This window comes from Microcoleus harperi Pol14_C6, from assembly GCF_036701295.1.
GTDB lineage: Bacteria > Cyanobacteriota > Cyanobacteriia > Cyanobacteriales > Microcoleaceae > Microcoleus.
In genome coordinates this window covers 21,919-42,663 of the sequence record NZ_JAUBQN010000049.1, presented here as the reverse complement: position 1 = coordinate 42,663, position 20,745 = coordinate 21,919, and the positions used below count along the sequence as shown (strand labels likewise).

General features: G+C 45.6%; 14 protein-coding genes. 7 read left to right on the top strand and 7 right to left on the bottom strand.

Annotation, left to right across the window (positions count from 1 at the left end):
* Together QUA27_RS24140 and QUA27_RS24135 are read left to right on the top strand one after the other, a co-directional pair.
* On the top strand, window positions 1–1,792 hold a 1,792-nt coding region (locus QUA27_RS24140; RefSeq protein ID WP_333071191.1), incomplete at its 5' end, for an ATP-binding protein.
* 6 nt (window positions 1,793–1,798) lie between these two features.
* On the top strand, window positions 1,799–2,857 hold the full coding sequence (locus tag QUA27_RS24135) for an AlbA family DNA-binding domain-containing protein (RefSeq protein ID WP_333071188.1): 1,059 nt from the start codon (window positions 1,799–1,801) through the stop codon (window positions 2,855–2,857).
* Between the two features lie 140 nt (window positions 2,858–2,997).
* On the opposite strand, the gene QUA27_RS24130 is transcribed toward QUA27_RS24135, so the two are convergent.
* The 4 genes from QUA27_RS24130 to QUA27_RS24115 form a co-directional block, all read right to left on the bottom strand.
* Window positions 2,998–4,587: a glycoside hydrolase family 57 protein gene (locus QUA27_RS24130; protein WP_333071186.1), complete on the bottom strand. Its 1,590-nt coding sequence runs from the start codon at window positions 4,585–4,587 to the stop codon at window positions 2,998–3,000.
* Window positions 4,588–4,642: 55 nt separating this feature from the next.
* On the bottom strand, window positions 4,643–4,765 hold the full coding sequence (locus tag QUA27_RS24125) for a hypothetical protein (RefSeq protein ID WP_333071185.1): 123 nt from the start codon (window positions 4,763–4,765) through the stop codon (window positions 4,643–4,645).
* Window positions 4,766–5,130: 365 nt separating this feature from the next.
* The gene (locus tag QUA27_RS24120; protein ID WP_333071183.1) at window positions 5,131–8,340 is read right to left on the bottom strand and encodes an EAL domain-containing protein; all 3,210 of its coding nucleotides are present in this window, start codon (window positions 8,338–8,340) and stop codon (window positions 5,131–5,133) included.
* 368 nt (window positions 8,341–8,708) lie between these two features.
* Entirely contained in the window at window positions 8,709–11,984 is a 3,276-nt protein-coding gene (locus tag QUA27_RS24115) for a PAS domain-containing sensor histidine kinase (RefSeq protein ID WP_333071181.1), read from the bottom strand.
* 542 nt (window positions 11,985–12,526) lie between these two features.
* On the opposite strand from QUA27_RS24115, the gene gatB reads away from it, so the two are divergent.
* The 5 genes from gatB to QUA27_RS24090 all read left to right on the top strand — a co-directional run bounded on the left by gatB (window position 12,527) and on the right by QUA27_RS24090 (window position 18,243).
* Window positions 12,527–14,029 (top strand): Asp-tRNA(Asn)/Glu-tRNA(Gln) amidotransferase subunit GatB, encoded by a 1,503-nt coding sequence (gene gatB, locus QUA27_RS24110; RefSeq protein WP_333071179.1) that lies wholly within the window; start codon window positions 12,527–12,529, stop codon window positions 14,027–14,029.
* A 370-nt stretch (window positions 14,030–14,399) separates the two neighbouring features.
* Entirely contained in the window at window positions 14,400–15,566 is a 1,167-nt protein-coding gene (locus QUA27_RS24105) for a pentapeptide repeat-containing protein (protein WP_333071176.1), read from the top strand.
* Window positions 15,567–15,609: 43 nt separating this feature from the next.
* Complete coding sequence (locus tag QUA27_RS24100; protein ID WP_333071175.1) at window positions 15,610–16,185, top strand: Uma2 family endonuclease; 576 nt, start codon at window positions 15,610–15,612, stop codon at window positions 16,183–16,185.
* 80 nt (window positions 16,186–16,265) lie between these two features.
* Entirely contained in the window at window positions 16,266–16,904 is a 639-nt protein-coding gene (locus QUA27_RS24095; RefSeq protein ID WP_333071173.1) for a Uma2 family endonuclease, read from the top strand.
* A gap of 106 nt (window positions 16,905–17,010) precedes the next feature.
* The gene (locus tag QUA27_RS24090) at window positions 17,011–18,243 is read left to right on the top strand and encodes a pentapeptide repeat-containing protein (protein ID WP_333071170.1); all 1,233 of its coding nucleotides are present in this window, start codon (window positions 17,011–17,013) and stop codon (window positions 18,241–18,243) included.
* 1,051 nt (window positions 18,244–19,294) lie between these two features.
* On the opposite strand, the gene QUA27_RS24085 is transcribed toward QUA27_RS24090, so the two are convergent.
* The 3 genes from QUA27_RS24085 to QUA27_RS24075 form a co-directional block, all read right to left on the bottom strand.
* Window positions 19,295–19,675 carry a response regulator gene (locus QUA27_RS24085; RefSeq protein WP_333071195.1) on the bottom strand — a complete coding sequence of 127 codons (381 nt, stop codon included), beginning with the start codon at window positions 19,673–19,675 and terminating at the stop codon, window positions 19,295–19,297.
* Between the two features lie 124 nt (window positions 19,676–19,799).
* Entirely contained in the window at window positions 19,800–20,234 is a 435-nt protein-coding gene (locus QUA27_RS24080; protein ID WP_333071168.1) for a hypothetical protein, read from the bottom strand.
* Window positions 20,235–20,350: 116 nt separating this feature from the next.
* The gene (locus QUA27_RS24075; RefSeq protein ID WP_333071167.1) at window positions 20,351–20,731 is read right to left on the bottom strand and encodes a response regulator; all 381 of its coding nucleotides are present in this window, start codon (window positions 20,729–20,731) and stop codon (window positions 20,351–20,353) included.
* Between the last annotated feature and the right edge of the window lie 14 nt (window positions 20,732–20,745).

Here is a 20,745-nt window from a genome sequence, read left to right as displayed (position 1 = left end):
TTTACAGTTCTTTGAGCGAGCGCTTCAAATTGAACCTAATGATCTGATAACACTCAATAGTTATGCCAATGCTTTGATTTTAAATAATCAGCATGAGAAAGCTTTACAGTTGTTTGAGCGAGCGCTTCAAATTGAACCTAATAATGTGATAACACTCAATAGTTATGCTTATGCTTTGATTTCAAATAATCAGCATGAAAAAGCTTGGCTTTTGTTTGAGCGAGCGCTACAAATCGAACCTAATAATCCGAAACTTCTCAGTAGTTATGCCTATGCTTTGACTTGGATTCGTGAGTATGAGAAAGCTTGGCCGTTGTTTGAGCGAGCGCTACAAATTGAACCTAATAATCCGAAAACTATCAGTAGTTATGCTATTACTTTAGCTTCCATTGGTCAGGATGAGAAGGCTTTGCCATTCTTTAAAAAGGCACTAGAAATGGGATTAAAAAATCATAATATACGAAACGATTTTATTTATTTTAACTATTTTCCTGCACTAGAAAGATTAGGAAAGTACCAAGAGGCAATTAACCAGTTATCTGCAATAAAAATGGATCTTCTGAGTCAATATGAAGCTAATATAATTCTGCTCAATTTAGGTAGGATATACTACTGCATTAAGCAACGAGAGAAAGGTGACGAATATTTCGAGGCAGCAATTGCAAACTCGGATGACAAAGAGAAAACATGGCTCCACAGTGCTAGAAATATTTTTGCCAGCGATCCTCATAACGATACAGCCATTCAAATGCTGCGACAAATCGACAAAGATTCTCCGCGCTACAATCAGGCAAGGGAAATGCTGATTCTTAACTTTAGTGAGCAAGACTACTTTGAAATGGTCAAAACTGATGTCCCAAGTGAATTAAGCGACACGGAAATGCTCAATCGGGCGATGTATCACAAAATCGCCAATGAGATCAGCATCCTTAAAGCAATTGCTTATCGAATTTCACATCGCTCCGATAGCGAAGATCCCTTATTAAACGGTATTATTCAAGCGATTGAAGATGTCTTCCAAGAGGTTGACAAACGCAAGAAAGCACAAAAATCTGAGATTGAAACTATTTCTAATGACGACTATCGGAGGATTTTGACGGTCATTTCCAAAACTGCCCATGATATCTCTGACTTTGTGAATAACGAATTGGCTGTGATCAAGTCGAAGACTATACGATCCATCCGAAAGTTATCACCTAATGACGAGCATTACGCCCAGTTTGATAAATTGCTGACACAACTGGAACTAACCCAGAGTGCTCTCAATGACTTGAAAGCTATCAACGAAGGTATCTCTATCAAAAATCACCTTTTTCATGTCAAGGAACTCTTTGAAAAATGGGAAATAACTTGCCGTATTGATAATGCTTGCATTCTTCTAGACATAAGAAACGGTGACTCTCAGTTCTATGGAGATCAGGAAAAAATAAAGAGTGCATTGAATGAACTGGTCGAAAATTCTCTGAAGCACAATGCTGACCAGCCGAAATTGACCATTCGTATCACCTCCCAAGATGTGGTCAACCCATCAGGAATTCGGGGAATGAATGTCCCTGGAGAGCAAAAATATCTGTTTCTTGAATTTGCTGATGATGGTAAGGGCGTTCCAGAGTATCATAAAGATTGGATATTTCAACCCCTAAAAACCACCTCTCAGGAGGGTAAAGGTAGCGGATTAGGGCTGTTCATTATCCGTAAAACGCTGACCCAGATGAAGGGCTATATTCGGGAAACGGGACAAGATGGAGCTAGATTTGAAATTTATATTCCTTATCTTGAGGAAGAGGTGTAAGATAATATGCAAACTAAAAATGTTCATTTGCTGTTGGTAGAAGACAATCCTCGATTTTTGAATGAGTTACTAGAATGGCTTGGGGACTATGGCTATGAGCAGATTGAAACGGCTACCAGTGTTGCTCAAGCTAAAGAGAAGTTGGGAAATCCCTTTGACGTAATTATTGCAGATATGCGAATGGAGCAGGATGACAGTGGATTTGCTGTTATTGACGAAGTGAAAGCCCGAAATCTTTCTTCTGTAGTTATTATCTTGACTGCCAATGATACAGTTTCAGATTGCCGCGCTGCTTTCAAGATGGGCGCATGGGACTATATTTCTAAAAATATGCGAGGTAATATTTTCGATATACTTCATGAATCGATTCAGGATGCGATCGCCTATTTCAACCGTTGGGGTAACGTTCAGAATGAGCAGTGGATTAACGAGAATATAGAAACGTTGGAGCAAACATATTTTGGTCAGTACATTGCCGTGATTAACAAAACAGTAATCGATGCAGCAGATACAGAAGAAATATTGAAACGACAGATTGAGGAACGACAACTACGCCGCTTTTTAACAACGATCAGAAAAATTGGCGAACTGCGCCCAATTTCTGAGTTGATCAAACTCCCTGAAAGCGATCGCCTGGAGTATAAGAGTACCTTTCAGTGGGATGTTCAGCGCGATTGTAAGAATAAAGACTTAATATTTAGCACTCTTAAGACAATTGCTGCATTTCTTAATTCTGAAGGTGGAACTCTCATTATCGGCGTTGAAGATAATGGTAATATTTTCGGGCTTGAAAAGGATTTGTCTTTACTGTCAAATGGAAATCTGGATCAGCTAGAGCGGACAATTATTGATTCAATTTGTAAACATATTGGCAGCAACTTTACTCAGCAGATTAAAATTCGGTTTGAAAAAATTGATGGCAAAGATGTCTGCGCGATTGATATAAAAAAATCGGCTAAAAAAGCTTGGCTACAGAAAACGAACGAAAAGAAACTTGAATTTTATATTCGGATGTCGAACAGGTCTGAACCTCTTGATCTTCCAAATATCTACGATCACCTGTAATGCGACCGTGCGGTGCGTGAGAAATAGCCTCATCGTTGGTAGTTGAAGATTTCTCGTTCTCACGCACCCTACAAAGCTAGTGTATGAAAAAAACCCGCGCTGGCGGGTTTTAATCGGTCGGGAATTTGCTGGAAGTTTGCTTAAAGCGATCGATAAACGCGATAGTTAATTTCAGGGAAAATATTATCAATCTCCTCAACCTTCTCCAACCAACCCGAATCAACTTTCCCTTCTTTCACTTCATCGTAAAGCTTGTGAAAGCGCATTAAGTGCGATCGAGTCCGCCGCACTGCATAGGGCACCATCGTTCCTGTACGCATGATAAATGCCCAGTCAGAAGATTGAGCTAGCAGCACTTCCCGCGCCGCCTGGTTCAAAGCGCGCCACTGCAATTCATCCGCAGGTTCCATGCTTCCCAACTCAATCATCCGTTCCGCAGCTTTGTGTAAGTGCGGGTAAATCCAAGCATTGGTATCGTTGAGCCAATATTCGTGGAAACCCCGGAAACCCCAGCTAGACTGAGATGGGCGGCACACTTGCTGAGTCGGATTTCCCCGCAAATAATCGGCTAAGTGCGTCATCTCGTAGGTATTTTGGTCGTACCAACTCTTGCGGAACAGGTAATCTAAGAACCAAGGCCCTTCGTACCACCAGTGACCGAAAAGTTCGGCGTCGTAAGGCGAAACAATAATCGGCGGACGCTGCATAATGCCGTTGAGGTGTTCGACTTGGCGTTCCCGGTTGAAAGCAAAGTTGCTGGCGTGTTCGGCTGCTTTTTCCCTTGCCCAGTACGGATCGTACAACTGTTTATCGCCTAAACCCAATCCGCGACCGGTGATTTTGTGATATTTAATCCCCGTATTTTTCCGCTGGCCGTTGGGCATGATGTAGGGCTTAATGTAATCGTAGTCAGCTTCCCAGCCCAAATCTTTGTAGAATTCGCGGTATTCGGCCGCGCCTGGATAGCCGACTTCCGAAGACCAAACCTGCTGCGAGGATTCGTGATCCCGGCCGAAGGCTGCGACTCCGCATTCGGTGAAAATCGGGGCGTAGCTGCCGTAGCGGGGACGCGGGCGGGCGTAGAGGATGCCGTGACCGTCTGTGAGAAAGTAGCGGAGGCCGGCGTCGGCTAACATCCGTTCTAAGCCTTCGTAGTAGGCGCATTCGGGCAGCCAAATGCCTTTTGGTCGGCGGCCGAAGTTTGCTTCGTAGTTGTCGCAGGCTACTTGAATTTGTGCCCAAACTGCTTCGGGGTACATTTTCATCAGCGGTAAATAGCCGTGGGTGGCACCGCAGGTGATGATTTCGAGGTTGTTGGTATCTTGATGTTCTTTGAAGGCTTTGACTAAATCTCGATCGTACTTTTCCCAAAAGTTGCGGACTTGAGAGAAATGGGTGGCGTAATGTTCAGCTAAATAGCGGAGGTGGCCGTTTCCGCTGTTGTGTTCGATTTCGAGATCGGCTAATTCTTCGAGTTTAGCCAAGTGGTCGTCGAAGCGGTCTTGCAGCAAGGGGTCGCGCAGCATGGCAACCAAGGGCGGCGTCATGCTCATGGTAATTTTAAAGTCGATGCCGTCGCGCTTGAGTCCTTCAAAAACTTGCAGCAGGGGAATGTAGGTTTCCGCGATCGCCTCAAACAGCCATTCTTCTTCTAAAACGTAGTCGCTTTCGGGGTGGCGGACAAAAGGCAAGTGGGCGTGGAGAACGAGTGCGAGGTAGCCAATAGTCATAAAAAAATTCGGTAAGTGGGAAACGAGCGTGTCTTTAGACCTGAGAGGGAAACGGCTAGGCGGTTTTAACCGCCGTGAATCTTTCCATTACACGGGGATTGCTAGATGGGAGTGTACTTTTGTAATGTACTTTCAGTGGGACAATTACCACATCCAAAGTCGCAACCAGCGATCGCATAATGTTTGCTCCTTTATGAGCCTCTATGAGAGGGGTAATGTTAGCTTGCGCCTTCGTTAACAGCCGGTACTATATCTAGGAAACTGATTTAACCCAATAAGTCTGTTTAATCCTAAATTTCGCTTGGCAAGGAACTAGCGAGAGCATTCCCTGGTAGGTTTTTAACTCTTACCGTTAACGTAGTACGCAGGTACGCCTCTGGTCAACTATGGTTTAAGTCTTAGGCCCGAAGCAAGCGTGTCTTGAGATCTGGGTCGTTGACAGTGATTTGGATGCCGTAGTTATTAACTGACGCCAGTTAGGCACAGCTTTAAAATATTTTAAGATTTTATGCTGAAACGGGACTCAGAAAATGCCGTGTTTTTTTAATGACCTTTCTCTAACAAACTAAATGTCAGCAAATTCTGATTTTCTGCTTGCTGTCGGATGAGGGCTGCTGCTGTTTGAGAGTCTACTGCCTTTGAGAAAAAGAATCCCTGGGCGTACTCACATTTTAACCCTTTGAGTATAGATAGTTGCGAGGCTTCTTCGACTCCTTCGGCTACTACATCCATGCCTAAATTGTGGGACAAAGTAACGATCGACCGCACAATTTCTGTGGGGTCAATCCCTCCTTTACTGAAATCGAACTCACCTCCCATCCTGCTAACAAAAGAGCGATCTATTTTTAATGTATTGGTGGGAAAGCGGTGCAGGTAGGAAAGCGATGAATAGCCGGTGCCAAAGTCGTCAATGCACAAGTGTATGTTTCGGGCTCTGAGTTGCACCAGCATTGCTGTTACTGATTCGGAATTTTCTATGAGTACGCTTTCGGTAATTTCTAGTTTTAAACTGCTGCCGTCGAGGTTAGTTTCTGCGAGAACTTGGTCGATGTATTCGATTAAATCTGGCTGAGAAAACTGTTTGACAGAAATGTTGACGCTAACGCTCAAGGGGGGGTTGCTGGGAAATACCTGCTGCCACTGGCGGATTTGGTGGCAAGCTGTGCGGAGTACCCAGCGGCCGAGGGGTACGATCAAGCCGGTTTCTTCGGCGATGGTGATGAATTCGCCGGGGGAAACTAAGCCGCGTTCTGGATGCTGCCAGCGCACTAGGGCCTCAAAACTGGTAATTGTGTTAGTGGCGATCGACACGATCGGCTGGTAGTGAATAATAAACTGGGGCGCTGCGGATAAGGGAGGTAAGACTGATTCGGGGGATGGGGGCAATTCTTCTTCTCTGGCGGGTTCTCTAATTGATTCGATCGCCCGCCGTAGGTCGTTTTCTAGCTGCAACAAGCGCAAAGCGTGGGCGTGCATGGAACTGTTGAAAACTTCGTGTCGGGCTCTGCCAAGTTCTTTGGCGCGGTACATTGCTGTATCGGCGTCGCGCAGCAGGGTTGTCGGTTCCAGGTATTCGCCAGAACTCAAAGCTATGCCGATGCTGGCGGTGATAAATACTTCGTGTCCGTCTAGAAGGATAGGGGATGTGATTTTCTTTTGCAGGCGGTTGACAATGGTGGTAGCTTCATTGATGCCCTCGATGTCTTCTAGCAACAGCACAAACTCGTCACCTCCGAGGCGGGCCACTGTATCTCCGACCCTCAGACAAGCTTCCAGACGCCGCGCGATCGATACTAGCAGTTGATCGCCGATGGCGTGGCCGAGGGAATCGTTGACTACTTTAAATCTATCTAAATCGAGAAACAGTACCGCAAACAAGTAGTCTTTGCGGCGTTTTGCCAGCCTCAGAGCGTGTTCCAGCCGATCGGTAAATAGCGATCGGTTCGGCAATCCGGTGAGGGCGTCGTGGAAAGCATCGTGCAGCAGTTGTTCCTCGGCGAGTTTGCGCTGAGTGATGTCGTGACAATTAATCACGATTCCCTTGACTGCGGGATCGTACAGCAAGTTCGTGGCTACAGCTTCTACATAACACCAGGAACCGTTGCGGTGGCGGACTCGGTACTCAACTGGACACTGGCTTCTTTTGGGGTTTTTTATAGCTTTGTGGAGGGTTTCGGCGATCGTGGCGCAGTCGTCGGGGTGAACTATGTCTAAGGCGCTGCGCCCGATCGCCTGGTGGGGCGCGTATCCTAAAATTCGCTTGACGGAAGGGCTGATGTAGCGGAAGATTCCTTCGGCGTCGAGAATGATCGTGATGTCTGTGGCGTTTTCAATCAGCGAGCGAAATCGCTGTTCGCTTTGGCGCAGGGCTGATTCTGCTTGTTTGCGATCGCTGATGTCCAGGGCTACTCCGTCTATAATTACGTCGCCGTTTTCGTTTTTGGAAAATTTAGCGCTGTCTTGCACCCACTTGACCTCCCCAGATCTTAGAACGATGCGGTACTGGCGATCGCACGGCAAAAGACTCGCTCTCGATGCTGCTACCCTGCTGTCACACGAGCTTTTGTCCTCTGGATGGATGATTTCGGTCAAGAGTTCCGGGTGCGAAATCACTTCTTCGGCCCCGAACCCAGTAACTTCGCGCACGCCCGGACTGATGTAGGGCATGGACATTGTGCCATCTGGATGCAGCACCGTGCGGTAGACTGAGCCGGGAATGTTGGCTGCCATTGTGGCTAGCTGCTGCTGGATACCGCAGACTGCTGCTTCGGCGCGCTTGCGTTCTGCAAGCTCAGTTTGGGCTTGTTGGTAGAGTTCGGCTTGGTGGATCGCGATCGCGCACTGATCGGCTATGGCTTTGAGCAGCGACAGTTCTTCGATGCTCCAAGAGCGCGCCCGATCGCACTGATAGAGGCTAATTCCTCCCAAAAATGACTGCTGGTAGAGCAGTGGGGCGATCGCGACGGAGCGAAACCCTACGAACTCTGCTGATTCTTGCAGGGACGGGCACAGTGTCGATAACTCGTCGATGATCAGGGTTTCCCCGGCCGCGAGCCCGGATCGGTAGTGCTCGGCCACTTTGCAATTTAGCCCGACGAACCGTTCTCTGTTGGATGCTTTGCTGATGTATCGAACTTTGATGCCGCCTTCAGCATCTGGCTGCAAGATCGCGCAGGCGGTGATGTCTAAAGCTTCGTGCAGTTGATCTGCGGTGGTTTGCAGCACTTCGTCTAGTACGAGGGTGAAGCGCATGGCTTGGAGGATGCGGTTGACGATCGCTTCTCGCTGAGCTTGCCGCTGAATTTTGGCGATCGCTTCTTGTTGCTGGCGCCGCATTTTGTATTCTTGGAGCGATCGTTCTAAGACTGTTGGCAACCTAAACAGCCGCCCTTTTAATACGTAATCAGTCATTCCGGCTTTGATGCACTCTACTGCAGCTTCTTCTCCCAAACTTCCCGTTATTAAAATTAATGGTATGTCGTGGTTCAATTCCTGCATTAATTTCAACACTTCTAAACCGTTGAAGCCCGGAAGGCGGTAATCGGATAGTACAGCATCGTACTTGCAATTTTGGAGCAGTTTTCTGCACTCTGTTGCTGTTTCGGCAGTGTCGTAATTAAAATTTACTCCCCCCGCTTCTAAGGCGAGCACTATTAATTCCATATCTTCGGCCATGTCTTCGATAATCAACAGTTTTAATGTTGATTCCGCTACCAGTTTTAGTAGATAATTAGTCTGAGTTATATCTAACATAAGCTATGGGGGAGGTTTTAAATTGGTTATTCGTGTCGTTGCTAAATGTAATTTTTCCGACTGAGTTTGCTTAATTTTATCTCAATATTTTTTGTTTTTAGCACAATCAATTATATTCTCTACTCTCAAGACCTTTATTTACCACAGGGAGTCTAAGTCGGACTGAAACAATGGGGGGGCATCCCTATTCTGTAAAAATGTTTTTTTAGGAGTGCAAGCATCTTGCACAGCAAAGCCTATATCTTTCGCTTCCATCCCTCACAGGTAACACTCGTGTCAAACCAAAATTCTCATACTCTCACCGATTGTGACTTATTTAAGTGTATAAGAGTTTTAAATTTAGAATTTAAAACTCTTATACACTTAACTTACGAATCTATATTACGGTTTGAGATTGTTTGCCCTAGTTTAAAGTAAAACGTGGCTCCTTGACTAGGTAGGCTTTCGGCCCAAACCGTGCCGCCGTGGCGGTGAATAATCCGCTGGACGATCGCCAAACCTATGCCCGTACCTTCAAATTCTCTCTGGGAGTGCAGCCTCTGAAAGGCTCCAAACAGGCGATCGGCATATTCCATCGGAAAACCCACACCGTTATCTTTGACAAAAATCGTTCCATCAGGTAGACCCTCGATAACTATTGTAGCCGGAGTGCGTCCGCGGCTGAACTTGACGGCGTTGCTAATCAAGTTGCTGAACACCTGTTGCAGCAAGGTTGGATCTCCCATTACCGTCGGCAATTTTCCGACGGCAAATTCAACGCTGTGGGGAGTTTGGTTCGCATTTGCGACAGTTGGAGGTTTAGTCAATTTAATCGCATTTTGTACCAAACGGCTCAGATCGATCGGAATTTGCCTCAACTCGGTGCGAGTCACCCGCGACAGGGCGAGCAAACCGTCAATCAACAGGCTCATTTTTTGGCTGCTGTCTTCAATTACTTCCATATAGTGAACTATTTTGCGATCGCTCAAAGCCTCAGTTAATTCTAGCCGCTGCTTCAACGCTTCTATAAAACCTGAAATGTGTCGCAAAGGTGCGCGCAAATCGTGGGAGACTGAGTAAGAAAAAGATTCTAATTCTTGATTTGCAGCTTCTAATTGCTCTGTGCGTTCTGACAAAGCTTGTTTTGTCTCTACCAACTCAGTGATATCGCGAGCAGTGCCAATTAAAGCATAAACTTCACCGTTGAGATTTCTCAGGGGAATTTTAAACGTGTCGAAGTAAGCATTGCCGTCCGCTCTCACAAATTTTTCCTGGAAGTGCAGAGTTTTGCCAGATTCAAATACCTGCAAATTTTCCCGGCGAAATCGTTCTGCGAGTTCGCTGGGATAGCACTCAAAAATAGTTTTGCCCTGCATCTGCTGCCTGCTGTCGAAGCCGGAAAATCCGGCAAGGGGATGGTTGACAAAAGAAAAGTGCATATTGTCCCGTTCGACAACATAAATGTAGTCCGGCAAAGCATCAAAAAAAGTCTCTAATTCTGCGGTACGCTGGGCGACTTGAGCTTCTAAAGTTTCGTTGAGCTCTTTGAGTTCAGCTTCTACTCGTTTGCGTTCGGTGATATCTTGACCAATGCCGATACAACTGCCGTCGGAAAGGTGGACATTTGCCCAAGAAGTGTCGATAATTCGCCCGTCTCTAACTTTTGTTTTGAAATCGCTCCAGTTCTGAGTTGCTGCTTGGATGAAGTCCAAGACGTATTTGCGGTATTCCGGCTGCGGATAAAATTCTGCCAACATATCGCGAGCTTTGGTTTCTGCAAAACTCCAGCCGAGCACTTGTTCCCAGTGGTGGTTTACCCAGTTTATTTCACTGTTTTCGTCCAAGAATGCGATCATGACCGGGACGTTATTGAAGATAGTTTCCAGCAGTTCTTTTTGCTGTTTTAATGATTCTTCGGCTTGTTTGCGATCGCTGATGTCGAGTACGGAACCGATAAATTGTAAAATTTGTCCGTCTGGGGTTCTTTTGAAGATTGTAGAGCGATCGTGCACCCAGCGCCATTCCCCATTTTTGTGTTTAATTCTGTAGTCTCTGTCATCCGTTTCATAGGGATTGCTGCTGTGTTTTAGTCGCTCCATACCTGTAATTAGCTTTAACAGATCATCGGGATGAACTAAGTTAGCGACAGCATCTATACCAAAATCTTGCCATTCTTTTGCAGTGTAGCCGAGTATGGCTGTGACAGATTCATTTGCATAAATATTTTTGTTTTCTACGGCATCGTAAATGTAAAGAAAGTTGGGTATTGTTGTAACAATACTCTCTAAAAGTTGCTGATGTTTTTGCAGTTCTGATTCTGCCTGCTTGCGCTCGCTTAAGTCCAGCACAAAGCTGACCCCTAACTGCTTCGTTCCTTCTAAAAATGTGCTACCAAGCAGCACAGGAACGCGACTACCATCGGAGCGTATAAATTCTTTTTCAAAGGGGACAACCGTATTTCTAGCCTTCAGTTCGGCAACTTTTTCTGTATCTAAACGCACGTATTCTGGCGGTGTCATTTCTTGCCAGTTAACTCTTCCTGCAAGCAGATCGTCCCGCGTATAATTTACCGTGTTTAAAAAAGCGGCGTTGGCATCTGTAATGCTGCCGTTAAGATCCCAAAAAATTAGGCCGATCATGTTAGAATCAACTATGGCTTTAAATTTGGATTCGCTTTGTCGCAACTGCGATTCTACTTGTTTGAGTTCTGTGATGTCGCGGGAGATGGATAAAAGTGTGGCGACTGAATTGTCTTCAGCAAATTCGGGAATTACTCGACAGTGGTAATGTTTTATGCCCTGGGGAGTGGGAAACTCAAATTCTATGGTTTCTTGTTTGCCGGTATCAAATACTTTCAGAAAAGTCTCGTCCCACAGGTCGCACAAGTGTGGTGGCATTCCTGATTCTTGGTTAGTTTTGCCAATCAATTCTGCGGGGGATTTTCCGGTTGTTGATTCTACTGCTGGGTTGATGTAAAGGAGGCGCAGTTTTCGATCGAACCTGGCGATGATATCGGTTGCATTTTCCGCTAGGGTACTGAAAACTTGTTCGCGCCGGTGCAGTTCTTCTTGAATGCGGTGGCAATCGGTTATGTCTCTACCAAAAGATAGAATTGAAACTACTGTTCCCGATTCATCGATGAGTGCATAATTATACCATTCGCAGTAAATTATCGAGCCATCTTTGGTATAGTTGCGGTTGCGGCAAACGTTGCGGGTTTCTTTGCTGTCTAACAGTTGATTTGTGACGGCGCACACTTCCTCGAAGTCTTCTTGATAAACTATTGACCATTGGTGCCAGTATTTGCCAATTGCTTCTGCTGCACTCCAGCCAAATAGTTGTTCTGCCATTGGCGACCACCGCACTACCCGAAATTCCCTGTCCCACTCTATAACTGCCATTGGCGAGTTTTCTAGATGAAATTCCCGCTGCGAGTTGGCTTTTTTTATTTGAGTTTGAAGTTGCTGCCGGAGTTGCTTCGCCCGGGCAAAGCGATCGCTAATTTCCTGTGTGTTTGCTGAGCCGGCTTTGGCAATGTGAGCAATGGTTTCTGCTGTTTTTTTTTCGAGTTCGTTCCAAGCGAGTTCGAGGGCTGATTCGGCTTGCTCTAGCTCAGTGATGCTGTTCTGAAACAGTGTGGCACTTTCAACTGGAAATTCACGCATAGTTTTGAAACTTAGGCAAGTGTTACTTTTAGAATTCAAAATTAAAGCTTAAAAATTAAAAATATGTAATTTCCTGTTAAATTATACATTTTTAATTTTTAGTCTGTGCGTGGAGCCGATCGTTGGAGGCGGGCGGCGTTATTAAAGACTGCAAGTGAAAGGATTTGGGGTGCAGATAGATCGGCAATTGTGGTCGATCAATCTAAAACTCTCCTGCGTAAGGGAAGGGTGCGGGCAGGAGCAGGCGCTAAGTATATTTTTGCACAGAGTTGTTGTTTGGGGGCGATCAAAACGAGATTGGCGTGGCTGGGGACTTGGGTCGATCGCCCATCTGTAGCAGGGTGTTGCGTATGCAGAGCCCCATTTGTCTCAACTAAACACGCTTTCTCAAAGGCCGGCAGGGGTTTAAACCTGCCAAACTAAGGGTTTGACGCGCTGGTTGACACCAATGAAACCCCCCCTACCTACAAATGATCTCCCATCAGTTTGGTCAATAAAAAGCTAAAATAAAATCTAAAGTTATTCAGTCTTTAAAATTGCTTATGACTGCTGCTGCACCCTCTTCGATAAAAAACCGAACTCAGTACGAAGCCATTATCGGTCTCGAAACTCATTGTCAATTGAGTACGAATACTAAAATTTTCTCCAGTTCTTCTACAGAATTTGGCAATGCTCCAAATACTAACATTGACCCAATTTGTATGGGAATGCCTGGAGTATTGCCAGTATTAAATCAAAAAGTGCTGGAGTATGCGGTGAAAGCAGGGCTGGCTCTCAACTGCGAAATCGCACCTTACAGTAAGTTTGACCGCAAGCAATATTTCTATCCCGATTTGCCGAAAAATTATCAAATTTCTCAGTTTGATTTGCCGATCGCTACTAACGGTTGGCTAGAAATTGAACTGGTGGATGAGACTGGAAATTCTACTAGAAAAAAAATCGGGATCACTCGCTTGCACATGGAGGAAGATGCCGGAAAATTGGTTCACGGCGGTAGCGATCGGCTCAGCGGTTCAACTTATTCAATGGTGGATTACAACCGCGCCGGTGTGCCTCTAATCGAAATTGTTTCGGAACCGGATTTGCGATCGGGCGCGGAAGCTGCCGAATACGGTCAAGAATTGCGCCGGATCGTGCGCTACATCGGTGTTGGCGACGGGAATATGCAGGAAGGTTCGCTCCGCTGCGACGTGAACATTTCGGTGCGCCCCGTTGGCAGAAAAGAGTTCGGCACGAAGGTGGAAATTAAAAATATGAACTCTTTTAATGCGATCGAACGGGCGATCGATTATGAGATCGAGCGGCAAATTCAAGCTGTGGAAAATGGCGAAACCATCGTCCAAGAAACCCGGCTGTGGGATGAAAACAAGCAGTGTACTTTCAGTATGCGGGTTAAGGAAGGTGCAAGCGATTATCGGTATTTCCCGGAACCCGATTTGCCTCCGATCAAAGTTTCGGCCGAGCAATTGCAGGATTGGAAAGCTCAACTGCCGGAATTGCCGGCAATGAAGCGCAATCGCTACGAAACTGAGCTCGGTCTTTCTCCCTACGATGCGCGGGTGCTGACTGACGACAAAGCGGTGGCGGAGTATTTTGAAAACTCGATCGCCGCCGGTGCTGTGGCTAAACAAGCTGCGAATTGGGTGATGGGCGATATTACCGCTTATCTGAAAAATGAAAAACTGGCGATCGGAGAAATTCCTTTCCAACCGCAGGATTTAGCCGAACTGTTGGGGCTAATTGATGCCGGTACGATCAGTGGCAAAATCGCTAAGGATATTTTGCCGGAGTTGCTGGCAAACGGTGGTTCGCCTCAGAAGTTTGTTGAGAGCAAGGGTTTGATTCAAATTTCTGATACTGGGGCGATCGAGCAAGCGATCGATGCCGTGTTGGCAGCCAATCCCAAGGAGCTCGAACAGTACCGAGCCGGTAAAACTAAGCTGCTGGGCTTTTTTGTCGGCAAGGTGATGAAGGAAACGGGCGGCCGGGCCGATCCCAAACTGACCAATGAGCTGCTGGCGACGAAGCTTAACGGCGCAAGCTAAGCAAATTAAGGGGGTCGTGTAGCAGATACAGCGGCGGGCGATCGGTTTTTCCCGAGCTCGCTGCGCGATCGTCCTTCTCGCGGGCTCGTAACTTTATAATTAATCTACATTTCTTTACAACATCTTCACGTTTGGGGGTGACACCCCTCATCCCTATCGTGTTATATTGTGTTATGTAGATGCACCCTGATGGCAGAGAGAGTTACTTAGGTAGCTCTCTCTTTTTTTTGTCTTTTTTTTTGCACGGACGTGAAAATACGGATGGGGGAGGGGGATTAACCATACCGATCCCCGATTCCCGATTACCGATTAGCAATTACCGCTTTGAGTCGATTAATATCAACTTTAGTTATTAACTAATTTTGACATTATGAGCGAACAAGCTAGCGAGCTAATCAAGCAGGGGATTTCGCAATACCAGGCGCGCCAATTTGAGGCGGCGCTGGGTTCTTGGCAGGAAGCGCTGGCGCTGTATCGCTCAATGAACGATAAGCGGCGATCGGGTGCGGCACTGGGTAATATGGGCGTAGCTTACGAAGCGCTGGGAAATTATGCTCAGGCGATCGAGTGCTACCAGCAGCATTTGGTGTTAGCGCGGGAAATTGGGGATCGCCGGGGCGAGGCTAATGCTTTGGGAAATCTGGGCAATGCTAGCTGTGCTCTGGAGGATTTTTCTGGTGCTATTGATTACCAGAAACAGCGTTTGGCGATCGCGCGGGACACTGGCGACGGGCGCTCTGAGTTGGAAACTTTGGGCAATTTGGCGCTAGCTTACGATGCTAAGGGAGATTTGCCTGGTGCGATCGAATGCTATCACGAGCAGTTGTGGATCGCGCGCGTCAGCAAGGACGATCGGATTGAGCGCAATGCTCTCAAGAATTTGAAGCTTGCTTACAAGTATTTAGCAGATTACGAGAAGGCTAACCAGTACCGACAGCAGCAATTGGCGATCGTCCGGGAACTGTTTTTAACTGATAAAAATAAGAGTTTTGTACAACTTGCAGAAACAGTTGGTTTGAATCCGATTGAGGATTTTGCTGGGGCTAATTTAAGCGGTTTTGACTTGCACTACACTGATTTTAACGGTGCGGATTTGCGCGAAACCAACCTCCGAGGCGCAGATTTGACTTTGGCCGATCTCAGCGGTGCTTTGCTGAGCGCTGCTATTTTAATTGATGCTAATTTGTGCAATGCTAATTTGCGGGATGCTGAACTCAGCAGCGCCAATTTGAGCGGTGCTGATTTGCGGACAAAGCTGCCCCGGGCGAATTTGAGCGGTGCAAATTTAACTGGCGCTAATTTGAGCAGTGCTTATTTACCTAATGCGATTTTAGTAAATGCAAATTTGACAAATACTGATTTCAAAAATGCTGATTTAAGCGGTGTTAATTTGAGTGGTGCGAATTTAAACGGTGCTGATTTGAGCCGCGCTGATTTGAAAAGTACGGTGGTTAAAAATGCGAAGTTTTTTGGTTGTGTGGGAATTTCGGAAGCCGTGAAAGTTGAATTAACGGCACGGGGCGGGATTTTTGAGTAAAATTTATTGGAAAGGTTGGTAATTGTAGAGGGTAACAAAAGCTATGACTGCCGTAACTGCAAAACGATTCTCGATCGCCGAATATCACCGTTTGGGAGAACTGGGATTTTTCGCCCCCGATGAGCGAGTTGAATTGATTCGCGGAGAAATTATTATTATGGCTGCTAAAGGTACGTTTCACTCTGTTTGTAATTCGCTGCTGTTTGGAGAATTGTACGCGCTGCTGGGAAAACGAGCGATCGTGCGCGGTCAAGAGCCGATTATTTTGACGGATGATAGCGAACCAGAGCCTGATGTTGTGATTGCCCGCACTCGAGCCGATCGTTATTTATCTTCTCACCCGCAGCCTGCTGATATTTTGTTGGTAATTGAGGTTTCCGATTCTACGTTGAAGTACGATCGCACAACCAAGTTGTCTCTCTATGCTGAGACTGGGATTTCTAATTATTGGATATTTAATTTAGTTGATAATCAATTGGAAATGCACAGCGAACCTTATCAGAAACAAAACGAGAGTTATAGTTATCAATTGCAACGAGTTGTTTTGCCAAATCAGACGGTGGTAATTCCTGGTTTTTCCGAATTGTCTCTGGATTTGTCTTTGGTATTTCCAGCCTAGGCTTCCTTCGATGATATAATACAAAAGTGCGATGGCTACGCCCCGGCTTGCGCCTACAAACTCTTCACCAAAGTAGCACTATGACCGCTCAAACTCTCGCTCCACCCGAACAAATTGTCGAGCTATCGGGTATCAGTTGGCAAACCTACGAAACTTTGCTTGCGGAAATCGGCGATCGGCAAATTCGACTGACATATAATCGCGGCAATTTGAAAATTATGGTACCTTCTCCAGAACACGAACTTTACAAAAAAGTAATGGGTCGATTTGTGGAAACCCTAGCAGAAGAATTGGAACTCAACATTGCCCCCCGGGGTTCCACAACTTTCAAGCGTCCTGAACTTAGCGGTGTAGACCCTGATGAATGTTTTTACATCCAAAATGTTAGTGCAGTTAAAGGCAAAAAAAGAATCGACATGAATCAAGATCCGCCGCCGGATTTAGTGGTGGAAATTGATATTACCAGCCGTTCGGAAAATAGCTTGCAGGTTTATGCGGATCTGGGAGTGCCGGAAGTTTGGATTTATAATGGAGCGCGGCTCAGAATCAACAGATTAGAAAATGGAGAATACGTTGAGGGGGAGAGCAGTTTAGCATTTCCCAGCTTACCGATATTAGAGATTGTCACATTTTTGGAACAAGCAGAAACAATGGACTATTTGGAATTAGTGAAAGCATTTCGGAATTGGGTAAAAAGCCAAATTCAGGAAAACCAATGAGTTGCGGATCGAATTAAACAAAATTTACAATTCTGTCCACAAAAAAAGCTGTATAGTGATAAAATAGAGATGATAAACTAATTTAAATATCAATTACAGGCTGGTAGTGCCAGCAATTCTACCCGATATGCGATCGCTAGATTCTCACAACAAATACCCAGATTGCTTGTGGATGCAATTAGAAGCAATTCCAGTTCCATCGGTTGCACCCCAAAACCAGCAGTTCGACATTCACTTGAGCCTGAATTTTAACGAGCATTGGGAACCCCTGCTAGGTGATCGCGTCAAATTTGGTCTGCAAGGCGGGACGCTCAAACTCTATCTAGAAAACTGCGAAATACCCGTAGCATCACGTCAGTTAGTTGGTTCTTTCAAGCTTTTGCCAATTAAAGAAACTCTGCCGATTCAAAGCAGTGAAGAAAATTTAGTAACCGAAAGTCAGCGGGGAGTTCAGGGCGGGGAGAAGGCGGAAAAAATTAAGGAGACAGAGAGCATATTTTGTCACGTTTCCACAATCAGCGATGATACAACGCCAGCTTGGATTTTTTCAGTAGAACAAGGCAAATCCGTATTAAAAGGTTTGCTAAAAAGTGCTAAGCTGGGAGAAGTTGCTGGCAAAGAATTTCGGATGGCAGCGGCTTTTGAAGTTGCTAAAGAAGATATTAATCTCACAGATGCGGAGGGTTTGTGGCCGCACGAAATCACGCCAAATCAACATTCGATTTTAGAAAGAATCCTGACTGTATACCTGCAAGAACATAAACTCCAACCTGCCCTCAGTTGGGCGCTATTGTCCTACAATTTACCTCCGGCTGAACCGCGCGAAGTGAAAATTGTCCCGGAAGCTGAATCGGAATTGCAGGAAATAGTCGATCGCATTATCTCCGCTGAAACCGATAACTTTGTGGAGTTGGCAAAAATCGCCAATCTCAATCCAGCACTAGATTTCGCGGGTAGCAGCTTGCGCGGAACGACTTTAAGTGCAGTAGATTTTAGCAGCGCAAATCTCGATCGGGTAAATTTCCGGGGTGCCAACTTAAGCGATGTCGATTTCAGCGACGCCAACCTGCAAAATGCCAAATTCGGCGGTGCAGATTTGAGCGGCGCTTTCTTAGGAAATGCCGATCTAAGCGGTGCAGATTTGCACAAAGCAAGTCTAGCTTTAGCTAACCTCAGCGGTGCTAATTTGAGCGGCGCAAATCTCCTGGAAGTGAACTTAACAAATACTAATTTCAGCGGTGCGAATGTCGAGTCAGCGAGGTTTGGGAACAATTCAGGAATGGATGAGGAGATGCAGGTGAATTTACAGCAGCGAGGGGCAATTTTTGAAGAGGTTTAGTCGGTAAGTGCGAGATCCCTTTGATTCATCCGCGTCCATTGTGGCACGGGCGTCACGCCTGTGCGATCGAATTTCACCTTAAAACTACCGCCTCTGAAGAAAGTTGCTTCTTAACCCTTAACTCTGTAACTAAATTTATAGAAAGCGATGAACCGTAGCTGTTAAGAGGGTAAACAGGCATTTCTTGCCAACACTGACGGCAAAACCAGTATACTTGAGCTTGGCGAAGGTGACGCAGCATTGGAGTCGTGCAGCAAGGACAGCTTGTCATAAAAACCTCTTTTTTACCGAAACTGTATTTGTCTCTTGTTGCCAAGTGCTCTAAGCTGGGTTGAAGCAGCAACTCTATGAATGTAGAGGTAAAAAATAAAGATTTAGTAAAGAATCCAAGGTTGTTAAGGAATTGATGCAAATCGAAATATTTCGTAAAAATCGCAATAACTGAGAGAAATTGTATCCAACAATCCCCAGGTTCCCAGAGAGGATACTCAGCGTAAATCCCAACCCAACACCTTCGCAATCTCAACGGCAAGCATAGTTGGTTCGAGAGGATTGACGATCGCTGCTGCAAGTTGAGATTTGTGGAACCAACTCTGTGGTAAATCTGACCATTTGGCTTTGAGAGTTAGCAGCAGAACCGGAATCCCTTGGGTTTCTAGTTAGGTTTTTAGTTTTTTGAGAAATAGCCCTCCATCAATTTCGCCGATAGAAACCTCCCAAATAATCCCATCTGGCTGATAGAAACTTGCTTGTTGCAAGCCTTCTCAAGTCAAACCCGCAATTTTGACTTGCCAACCTACCACATCAGTCAAGCAAGCCTGGATCTCCTCCCCTACAGTCGGATTTTTGTGAATTAATAAAAGTCTTTTTTGTAGTCATACCAATAACTTGCAAACGCTTCATTTATTTTTTGAACAGTCTGTAAAATAGTAAGCGTGTCTGGGTTTTTGGCGGGGTGGTCACGCCCCCAGGGTGAGTTTAGGAAGCCTACCAATAGGGATATTAAGATTGTAAATTCTTAAGAATCCTGCGTCTGCCAGACAGGGGAGCGTCAATCATTCCATCCCAATATCTCTGCCACTCTTCCTGGCAGGGTGGTGGGTTCAAATGGTTTGCGAATTACCCCAGCAACACCAATTTCGGCAAATTCAGCCATATCGCTTGACATAACTCTTGCTGTCAGCAGAATCACTGGAATCGATCGAGTAATGGGATTGGATTGGAGACGATCGTACACAGCAAACCCATCCATCCCCGGCATTGATAGATCCAGCAAAATAGCGTTAGGTCGTTCTGTTTGTAGGATTTGTAAACATTCTTGTCCTGATGCGGCCACCAGGGTGTTCCATCCCGCGAGGTCTTCCAGGCACAACTGTACCAGTTCGCGGAGGTGTTCTTGGTCATCAACGATGAGAATTTGTTTCCCTATCATCTTGTTTTCGGGCTGGAGACTGCGATCGTAATTAGCTACTTGCAAAGCGTTCATTTTTTTGTTGATTATAAATTAATTTTTTGGTTGCCAATTGGGTCTCAAATATACATCTTTGAGCGATGGCTCAAAGATGTGTATTTGAGAGTGGAATCCGAACTTGCGATGGTGGAAATCTCAATTCTTTAGCAAGCTGAATTGTTAAGCCGTCCGAGTGTATTTCAGTCCCATAGATTTCAGGATGTACGCGGTGGGGCAACGGGATGAGACTTTGAAATCTATTAGGAAGGAAATAACCTTCTACTCCAGCAGCTTCGGTAGGTTGACCTTGAATTAAAACAGTTTCTGGAGTGATTTGGAGATTCAATTTGACAAGATGAATGTCAGAAATGTGAACTTTAAGGATAAGTGTTATATCCTTTTCTTGAATGTTAATACCTGCGATCGGTGTTTCCTCTGTATGAGCAATCCAAAGTGTGGATTGCTGACAACCAGCGGGCAAACCGGAAAATGAACCTGCGAGATCCTGATTTATATCATTCAAAGCCTGAAAAGCATTCATTTAGTCTCCTCCTAATGCAAAGAACTTTTAGCTGCATAACAGGAGACTAAAGAGCAACGGTAAGGAATTGGTAAAGATTCGGTTATTGTTACAAAAGTTCACAAAAATGGTGAAAGTTATTCAACCCATCCCAAAATCTCTGCTACTTCTTCCGTCAGGGTGATGGGTTGGATCGGTTTGGAAATTACCCCAGCTACCGGCATCTCGGCAAATTTAGCCCGATCGCTGGGCAAAACTTTCGCTGTCAGCAGAATCACTGGAATCGATCGGGTAATCGGATCGGACTGAAGGATCTCGTACACGGCAAACCCATCCATTCCCGGCATAGATACATCCAGCAAAATAGCGTTGGGTTGTTCTATTTGCAGTATTTGTAAACATTCCTCTCCCGATCCTGCCCCCACTGTTTCCCATCCGCCTATATCTTCTAAGCAGGCTTGCACAAGTTCCCGAAGGTGTTCTTCATCGTCAACAACTAGAATTTGTCTGTCGGTCATGGCATTTTGGATTG

Bases quoted from the DNA above. Each gene is read 5' to 3' on its own strand.
- QUA27_RS24135 (WP_333071188.1), top strand. From the start codon at position 1,799: ATGCAAACTAAAAATGTTCATTTGCTGTTGGTAGAAGACAATCCTCGA.
- QUA27_RS24130 (WP_333071186.1), bottom strand. From the start codon at position 4,587: ATGACTATTGGCTACCTCGCACTCGTTCTCCACGCCCACTTGCCTTTT.
- QUA27_RS24125 (WP_333071185.1), bottom strand. From the start codon at position 4,765: ATGCGATCGCTGGTTGCGACTTTGGATGTGGTAATTGTCCCACTGAAA.
- QUA27_RS24120 (WP_333071183.1), bottom strand. From the start codon at position 8,340: ATGTTAGATATAACTCAGACTAATTATCTACTAAAACTGGTAGCGGAA.
- QUA27_RS24115 (WP_333071181.1), bottom strand. From the start codon at position 11,984: ATGCGTGAATTTCCAGTTGAAAGTGCCACACTGTTTCAGAACAGCATC.
- gatB (WP_333071179.1), top strand. From the start codon at position 12,527: ATGACTGCTGCTGCACCCTCTTCGATAAAAAACCGAACTCAGTACGAA.
- QUA27_RS24105 (WP_333071176.1), top strand. From the start codon at position 14,400: ATGAGCGAACAAGCTAGCGAGCTAATCAAGCAGGGGATTTCGCAATAC.
- QUA27_RS24100 (WP_333071175.1), top strand. From the start codon at position 15,610: ATGACTGCCGTAACTGCAAAACGATTCTCGATCGCCGAATATCACCGT.
- QUA27_RS24095 (WP_333071173.1), top strand. From the start codon at position 16,266: ATGACCGCTCAAACTCTCGCTCCACCCGAACAAATTGTCGAGCTATCG.
- QUA27_RS24085 (WP_333071195.1), bottom strand. From the start codon at position 19,675: ATGATAGGGAAACAAATTCTCATCGTTGATGACCAAGAACACCTCCGC.
- QUA27_RS24080 (WP_333071168.1), bottom strand. From the start codon at position 20,234: ATGAATGCTTTTCAGGCTTTGAATGATATAAATCAGGATCTCGCAGGT.
- QUA27_RS24075 (WP_333071167.1), bottom strand. From the start codon at position 20,731: ATGACCGACAGACAAATTCTAGTTGTTGACGATGAAGAACACCTTCGG.